Raw genomic sequence first — 6,738 nt, 5'->3', positions numbered from 1 at the left:
CACCAGAAAAAACACACCAGCCTCCCAGAAACACCCCGGGAGCCAAGCAAAGGAGCACCGTGGAACACACCGCCTCCCCAAACCCCCGCGGCCGGTCGCACCGACGCCGAATCGGCAGCGGGCTACTCACCCTCAGCATGGCGCTGAGCCCCCTCGCAGCACTGGGCACCACCGCCCACGCCGCAGAAGACCCCGACGCCGTCAAGCAGGTACTCAGCGAAAGCATGAAGAACGCCAGCGGCACCGTCACCGCCTTCGTCCGCTTCAAGGGTAAGGGCGCCTTTGAACAGACCCAGCCCGCAGGCGTACTCGCCGGCGTGCAGGCACCCGTCAACCGCGGCGCACAGGTGCAGGCCATCGCCTCCCAGGTGCAAAGCCAGGCACAGCAGGTCAGCAGCCAGTCCGGCGCGCAGGTCCTCTACACCACCCACAACGCAGTACGCGGCGTGGCAGTGCGCGGTGACGCCGAGTCCATCAAGGCACTCGCCAACCGCTCCGACGTAGAGAAGATCTCGCCCATCCTGCCCAAGTACCGCCAGAACGCGGGCGCCGCCATTGACGCAGGCTCCCTCGCCACCTGGACCGGCACCACCAACCCCGCCGGCGCGGGCGGATACACCGGCAAGGGCGTGAAGATCGCCGTCATCGACTCCGGTATCGACTACACCCACACCGACTTCGGCGGTAGCGGCAAGCTCGAAGACTACGAGAAGGCATCCAAGCTCACCGAGCTGCCCTCCGCAGACTCCGGACTCATCAACCGAACCAAGGTTGCTGGCGGCTACGACCTCGTCGGTGACGCCTACGACGGCACCAACACCGCAACCCCCGACGGCAACCCGCTCGACTGCACCACCGGCGGCCACGGCACCCACGTGGCGGGCACCGCGGCAGGCTACGGCGTGAACGCCGACGGCACCACCTTCACCGGCGACTACAGCAAGCTCACCGCAGAGCAGCTCAAGACCATGAAGATCGGCCCCGGTGTTGCTCCCGACGCTGAAATCTACGCCTTCCGCGTCTTCGGTTGCAGCGGCAGCACCAACGTCGTTATCGAGGCGCTCGACCGCGCCCTCGATCCTAACGGTGACGGCGACTTCTCCGACCGCGTGAACGTGGTCAACATGTCCCTCGGCGGCGAATTCTCCCCGCAGGACGACCCCGAGTCCTACGCCGTTGACGCGCTCACCCGCGCTGGCGTGCTCTCCGTGATCTCCGCGGGTAACGCCAACGACTACAGCCTGCGCGGTGACACCTACTCCAACTCCGGTCACCCCGCCACCGCATCCAGCGCAATCACCGTGGCTAACGCCTACGGCTCCACCCGCGCCGTCGATGCGGCAGAGCTGACCGACCCCGCCACCGGCACCACCCGCAAGGTACGCGGCGACTACAGCGTCTCCTACCCCTGGGCACAGGCAGGTAGCAAGGAATTCACCGGTGAACTCACCGCAATTTCCGAGAACAACCGCTACGCCTGCAACGCCCTCAGCGCCACCGAAGCGGCAGCTGTAAAGGGCAAGTGGGTGCTCATCGACTGGGCTGAAGCCGACGGTAGCCTCGCCTGCGGCTCCAAGGTGCGCTTCGACAACCTGGAGGCGGCAGGCGCCAAGGGCGTACTGCTCGCAGGTAACGACGAAGAGCCCGGTCTGGGTATTGCCGGTAACGACACCCTGCCCGGTTTCCGCCTGGCAGCATCCGCCGCTAAGGACCTGCGTGCACAGATCACCGCAGCAGAAGCGGCAGGTAAGCCCCTGACCGTGCGCCTCGGCAACGACCTGAAGTCCTCCCTGCGCGTGGACACCGACAAGCTGGATCAGCTGAACCCCATGAGTGCCCGCGGCTTCCACGGCAGCTACGGCTACACCAAGCCCGACATTGCGGCACCCGGCTCGTACATCACCTCCGCGGCGGTGGCGACCGGTAGCAACTCCGTGACCTACAGTGGTACCTCCATGGCGGCCCCCTACGTGACCGGCTCCGCTGCACTGGTCATGCAGAGCCACCCGACCTACACCCCCGCACAGGTCAAGGCGACCCTCATGAATACCGCCACCCACGATGTGCGCACCGAATCCGGTGCCGTATACGCGGTGGACCGTGTGGGCGCCGGACGAGTTGACACTCTCGCTGCTGTGCAGTCGAAGTCCCTCGTCTACAACGCTGACAAGAGCGGTACCGTGTCCCTGAGCTTCGGCGTGCTCGAGTACGCACCGGATGCAGGCGTTCAGACCCTCACCCGCGAGGTGACGGTCGAGAACACCGATTCTGTGGCGCATACCTACTCGCTGTCCTACGCTGAAAGCACTAATATTCCCGGTGTGGAATATTCCTTCCCCTCCTCGGTCACCCTCGCACCCGGTGAGACTAAGAAGTTCGAACTGAGCGTGCGTATCGACCCGGCCAAGCTGGAGAAGACCCGCGACCCGGCAATGGACGTAACCCAGAACGCAATTGACTACTACACCGGCGAGGAAACCATTCCCGCACAGTACCGTCAGTACATTGCGAGCGCATCCGGCCGACTCGTCCTCACCGAAGACGGCACTAAGGCACTGCGCCTGCCCATCCACGTGGCGCCCAAGCCCGTGAGCACCATGCACGCTGCCGAAGACACCGTCACCTTCGCCCAGAAGCCCTCCAGCGACGAGGCGCAGAAGGCAGATGCCGGCTGGACCAAGTCCCAGATCTCGTTGCGCGGCACCGAGGTCAACCAGGGCGGCTACCGCTCCCTGCTCGGTGCTTTCGAGTACGGTGCGAGCGTGGACCGTGTGGCTCCGACCTCCCTGTCGCTGAACAGCAACATTAAGGCGAACCTGCAGTACGTTGGTGCTTCCTCGGATGCGCCCGCGCTGAAGGCTGCCGGCGGCAACGCCGATGACGGCACCCTGCGCTTCGGTATCTCCACCTGGGCGAACTGGGATGTTGTCTCCTACGAGAACACCTACACCGTAGAAATCGACACCGACGGCAACAACCGCGCCGACTACAAGCTGGTCACCGACCGCGCTAAGGGCCTGGACTTCCCGCTGGTTCGCCTCTACGGCTACAAGAACGGCAGCCTCGTTGAGCTCGCCCACTACCCGCTCAACGGCGCCTGGGGTGATGTGGACACCAACATGATGGACACCAACACCCTCATCATGGGTGCGCCCCTCAAGGACCTGGGCCTGACCAGCGCAAACAACCCGGACATCCAGTACCGAGTCAGCGCAACCACCCAGTACGAGTGGGGTAACGTCAGCGAAACCGGCTGGATCAAGTACCGCCCCTTCAGCCCCAAGCTGTGGTTCAGCGGCGACTCCTCCGCCGTGGCTGGCCTCCACCCGGATGCCTCCACCACCACCCTGACGGCGCACCGCTCCGCTGACGCGATCCCCGCGCTCGGCGAATCCGGTACCCCCGCTAAGGCGCTGCTGCTGCACCTGCACAACGGCACCGGCGACCTCTCCGGCACCAACGGCGCTAAGGGCAACCGCGCCGAGGTGCTGAACATCAAGGAGCAGCAGACCGAGTACATCACTCCGTCCCGCTTCACCGATGTGAAGACCACCGACCAGTTCTACACCGAAATCTCTTGGTTGGCTCAGCGCGGCATCACCACCGGCTACCCGGACGGCACCTACCGCCCGCTGGAGTCCGTGGAACGTGGCGCAATGGCGGCGTTCTTCTACCGCATGCAGGGTTCCCCGCAGTTCACCGCCCCCTCCACTCCGAGCTTCAAGGATGTGCCCACCACGCACCCCTTCTACAAGGAGATTGAGTGGATGAAGGCTCAGGGCATCACCACCGGCTACTCGGACGGCACGTTCCGCCCCTCCGCACCGGTGAACCGTGACGCCATGGCTGCGTTCTTCTACCGTGCGGCGGGTTCCCCGCACGTGGATCTGCCCGCGACCAGCCACTTCAGCGACGTGTCCACCGATAACCAGTTCTACCGTGAAATCACGTGGCTGGCTTCGAAGGGCATCAGCACCGGCTGGCCGGACGGCACCTACCGCCCGGTAACCCCCATTGCCCGCGACGCAATGGCGGCGTTCATCTACCGCTACACCGAGAAGGTTGCTAACCAGACCGGCCGCTAGACGGTAGTGAACCGGTAGCGAACAGTTCGGGTTCCCTCCCGCCCCTGCATGGGGTGGGAGGGACACCCGGAACCGGCAGGCTCCGGGAATTAAAGTCCCGGGACCTCTCAAGTTTTGGTGGCGGTTTCACCGGCGGACGCACTCACGTATCGTCTGCCGGTGGGGCCGCCTCCGCACATCACCGATATACAACCACAGAGCACACAGCACTATCGAAAACAGATAATCCGAAGGAGGATTCCATGACAACGCCTCATGTGCCACGCCGCAGAATGAAGGCTGTCGGTGCGACCGGTTTGAGTGCGGCTCTTGCCCTGACTCTCGGCGTTCCCGCCACTTTCTCTGCAGCTCACGCTCAGAGCCCCCAGCAGGTTGAAGGAAGTACTGCGAGCGCATCCGGTAACGCTGCTTCGCGTATCAGCCCGGGTCTGCAGAAGGCTGAAGGCCAGATCACCGTGTATGTGCAGTTCAAGGGCAAGGGTGCGTATGAGCAGACCCAGTCCGCGGCTGTTCTGGCACGTAAGGAGGCGCCGGCGAACCGTCAGGCGCAGGTGCAGGCTATTGCAGCCCAGGTGCAGTCGCAGGCTCAGTCTGTGGCGGCCGCTTCTGGTTCGAAGCTGATGTACACCACGCATAATGCGATGCGTGGTGCGGCGATTACTGGTGATGCTGCGCAGATTCGTGCGTTGGCGGAGCGCCCGGATGTGGAGCGTATTTCGCCGATTATCGCGAAGGAGCGCATGAACTCCGGTAGCGTGATTGATACGAAGACTCTTGGTACGTGGACTCGTGAGAATACGGGGTACACGGGTAAGGGTGTGAAGATTGCGATTGTTGACTCCGGTGTTGACTATACGCACGCTGATTTTGGTGGCCCCGGTACGGTGGATTCGTACTTGAAGGCTAAGGCGATGACGGAGCTTCCGTCTGCTGATTCGGGTCTGATTGATCGTAATAAGTTCATTGGCGGTATTGACCTGGTCGGTGATGACTACAATGCGTCGGTGGCTGAGAAGTCGACTCCGCAGCCGGATAATAACCCGTTGGATTGCCGTCCGGATGGTTACGGTTCTGGTGGTCACGGTACGCACGTGGCGGGTACTGCCGCCGGTTATGGTGTGACGGCGAACGGTACGACTTACCGTGGCGATTACAAGAATCTGACGGAGGAGCAGCTGGAGGGCATGTCTATTGGCCCCGGTACTGCTCCCGAGGCTCAGATTTTGGCGGTTCGCGTGTTCGGTTGCTACGGCAATTCGAGTGTTGTGATGAAGGCGCTTGATACCGTGATGGACCCGAATGGTGACGGTGATTTCTCTGACCGCGCCGACATTGTGAACCTGTCGCTCGGTAGCGAGTTCGCCCCGGCTGACGACCCGGAATCGTACATGATTGATACGATGGCGCGTCAGGGTGTGTTCACTGTGGCCGCTGCCGGTAACGCCAATAACTACAACGGTGTGGGTGACACCTACTCTAATTCGGGTAGCCCGGCGAATTCGGCTGCGGCGCTGTCGGTAGCGAACGCCTACGGTTCGACTCAGCCGATTGACCGTGCCCGCGTGACCACGAAGACTGGTTTGGAGTGGTTGCAGGGTGATTATTCGGTGAACTTCGATTATTCGAAGGCGACCGCCGATCAGCTGCGTGGCGAGGTTGTTGCCGCGCCGGAACGTAACCGTTACGCTTGCGAGGCGTTCACCGCTGAAGAGGCGAAGGCTTTGAAGGGTAAGTGGGTTTACTTCGACTGGGATAAGGACGACTTGTCGTTCCCGTGCGGTTCGAAGGTGCGTTTCGATAACGTTCAGGCTGCCGGCGGTGTTGGCGTGGTGATGGCCGGTAAGGCTGAGCGCTACACCATCGGCATTGGCGGTAATGCGACCATTCCGGGTCTGCGCCTGACTGCTTCTTCGACGAAGGACCTGGAGAAGGCTCTGGCTGCCGGTCCGGTGACCATTGAGATGAACCCGGACTACAAGGCTTCGGGTCGTAGCTCCCACTCGCACGCTTTTGACCTGAATTCTTCGAGTGCTCGCGGTCAGCACGGTTCTGACGGCTTCATTAAGCCTGACCTTGCGGCGCCGGGTACTGAGATTGTGTCTGCCGCTGTGGGTATGGGTAATAAGGGTGTTTCTTTCACCGGTACCTCCATGGCGACCCCGCATGTTGCCGGTATTGCCGCTCTGGTGATGCAGGCGCATCAGGATTACAACCCGCAGATGATTAAGGCTGCGCTGATGAACGGCGCGTCCACCCCGATTGAGAATGAGCAGGGTGTGGAGTACGCGGTGGATCGTATGGGTACGGGCATGGTGAATGCTCGCGCCGCCGTGGATGCGAAGGTTATCGCGTACGATGCGAGGACCCCCGAGCGTGTTTCGACCGCGTTTGGTGTGCTGGAGTACACCCCCGATTCGGGTATTCAGACGGTTCAGCGTGACATTGTTCTGGATAACACCGATTCGCAGGCTCACACGTACACTCTGAGCTACGATGCGAGCACGACCATCCCGGGTGTGGAGTACTCCTACCCGCAGCAGGTGAGCGTGGGTGCCGGTGAGCGTAAGAACGTGACCGTGACCGTGCGTATTGACCCGTCTAAGCTGGAGAAGACCATGGACCCGGCGATGAGTGCCGACCAGGTCGCTCAGGA

General features: G+C 62.5%; 2 protein-coding genes. Both read left to right on the top strand.

Annotated features, from left to right (window positions below; genetic code table 11):
* Window positions 1-59: 59 nt before the first annotated feature.
* Window positions 60-4,085, top strand: a complete 4,026-nt coding sequence (locus Q0216_RS00365; RefSeq protein ID WP_298591948.1) for a S8 family serine peptidase — start codon at window positions 60-62, stop codon at window positions 4,083-4,085.
* A gap of 242 nt (window positions 4,086-4,327) precedes the next feature.
* The coding region (locus Q0216_RS00360; protein ID WP_298591947.1) for a S8 family serine peptidase at window positions 4,328-6,738 on the top strand (2,411 nt) is incomplete at its 3' end.

This window comes from uncultured Rothia sp. (genome assembly GCF_937976295.1).
Lineage (GTDB): Bacteria > Actinomycetota > Actinomycetes > Actinomycetales > Micrococcaceae > Rothia.
This window is presented reverse-complemented; position numbering and strand designations above follow the sequence as displayed.